Here is a 2,235-nt window from a genome sequence, read left to right on the forward strand (position 1 = left end):
TAAAAAATAGAGAAATCCGAATTTGAATGCATTCAAATTCGGATTTCTCACTAATTGAAGCTAGTTATGTCCCAGCCCTTTCAGTCGTTTTATCGAGAAGAACACTAGACTTATCGACGAATATTGTGGATTTATCGAGAGTTTTATTTAATTTATCGAAACTTTTTCATCATTTATCGAAAAACTCAAAGAATCTTCACAAACACACAGTGATGAATACCCTTTAACCTTTGCATTGGCTTACTCTCAATAAGTTCCTCTAGCACATTCTCTATCTCAAAATCACCATATATATAATCAGAAATAATCATTTAAGCATCTTCCTACGCAAAATTTGAAAGAACAAAAACCCCACCACAATGCGAGATCGGGTAAAATTCTAATTGGCATACTCCTTTTAACAAGGAACTTATCTCCTCATGGACAAAGTAAATTTCATCATCACCCCAATAGCCAATACTTTCTTCACGGCATTTTTCAAGGTCCGCTCTTGTATGAAACGCGATATCACCGATAAAAATTTTGCCTTCAGGTGTTAGATGTTGCAATAATTCTTTAATGTATTGCACCTTCATTTCATCAGTAAAATGATGCAACGCATAGGTGCTAATAATAGCGTCATATTCTTGATGAAGAAGTGCTGTTGGCAGCCCTTTTGACAAATCCCACTCCATTAAGTTTGCATCAGGCATTTTTTCTTTGGCGATTTCGATCATTTTCGAAGAGAAATCGAATCCATTGATTATATGCCCGTTGTCATAAAGTTTCGCCGTTAACACCCCAGTGCCAAATCCAATGTCTAATACAGTGGACTTTGGAATGTGCATGACCTCATTAAAAATCGTATTTAATACTTCTTTATATCCTGCAAATGGATATTGATTGCTTTCTTCACTTAGCTGAACCGTTTGATCGTAACCATCAGCCCATAAATTAAATCCTTGTTGACTTAGCATAATAGTCCTCCTAGAGTTTCAATAGGTTAAGAATTCGGAAGGTCTATTAGCACTAAACATCCCATGTTAGTTACTAACAATCCCTCTCCAAACATATAAATTTTCATGACCTATAACCTGTTTCATAAAAATTCCCCCTTTCAAATTCAAGTTCACCACCTTATTGTGTAGGGTATTTTCCGTTTCACTGGGCACTTTTTTGTAGGCGTCCAATCTCCACTCCAATCAACCTATACACACGACATGCGTCTTTCAAAATGTCATCCACAACTATCAGCAACGAACAAATATTAAACTATTATACCATTTTTTATCATTTGAATAAATTAAATTTTCTAACTTTATATAATTACTAAAAAATGTTATAATAATGGTGAATTTCATTTCAAGGAGGAATCGAAATGGACGCATTCTTTTGTAATGCTTGCTCTAGACCAAACACTTTACAGGTCAAAGAGGTCTAGAAAAGTTAACGCAATTAACATAAATTGAATGATCTCTTTAGGCCAGTAACCTTTATTAAAAGCCTACTATTTAGGAGTGAATTCAAATGGAAAAACAAACAATTCAGCCGTTCTTAACGGTCGCAAACTATCATTTACTTGAGCAACAAATGAATAAAATTATACAAACACTTGCAACGACAAAGGATAAAAACGTTATCTTAGCCGTACATGGAATTGTTGAAAGCGAAATTACAGCAAAATTAGCGCTATCCACTGCGGAAACTCAGCTAATTGAACAGCTTTTTAATGTGACAGATCGCGCTCATGGCGAAGCGTATTTAGAGCGCTTAAAACCATATGTCATCCCTTTCAAAGCAGTTACTGCAAGCACACTGAAGAGCCTATTTAAAAAGGAAAAAAAGCTCAAGCTACCAAAGCTTGAAGATATGGACTTTCAGCAGATTTGTTATTTAGCTTGGGATGATCCCGGTACACATCGAAAATATGTCGTATTGGAACAAGATGAACAGCTAAAAGCGATTAAAGGAACTTTCTCTCACAATACAATGAAAGGAATATGTGCACTATGTAACCGCCATTCTGAAGTTGGCCTATTTACTACTTCTGTAAAAGGGCAAGTCGTTGGAACGTTCACGAATTATAGCAATTACATTTGCGCAGATAGCCAAACATGCAATCGACATGTAACGGATATAGAAAAAACAAAAGCGTTTTTCGAGCGCATTACTCAAAAATAAAACATACTAACATTAGTAGTACAAACCAAGGCCATGGTTTGTGCTACTATTTTTTTATAGTAGAAGTGAAGAAAA

The 2,235-nt window shown here is 35.3% G+C and carries 2 protein-coding genes; one reads left to right on the top strand and one right to left on the bottom strand.

The genetic code is table 11. The annotated features are described in order from the left end of the window. Positions 1-323: 323 nt before the first annotated feature. The gene (locus ABNX05_RS25945) at positions 324-956 is read right to left on the bottom strand and encodes a class I SAM-dependent methyltransferase (protein WP_349662325.1); all 633 of its coding nucleotides are present in this window, start codon (positions 954-956) and stop codon (positions 324-326) included. A 550-nt stretch (positions 957-1,506) separates the two neighbouring features. On the opposite strand from ABNX05_RS25945, the gene ABNX05_RS25950 reads away from it, so the two are divergent. Further along, positions 1,507-2,160: a FusB/FusC family EF-G-binding protein gene (locus ABNX05_RS25950; protein ID WP_349662326.1), complete on the top strand. Its 654-nt coding sequence runs from the start codon at positions 1,507-1,509 to the stop codon at positions 2,158-2,160. Positions 2,161-2,235 lie beyond the last annotated feature (75 nt).

Source organism: Lysinibacillus zambalensis, assembly GCF_040183165.1.
GTDB classification, from domain to species: Bacteria; Bacillota; Bacilli; order Bacillales_A; family Planococcaceae; genus Lysinibacillus; species Lysinibacillus zambalensis.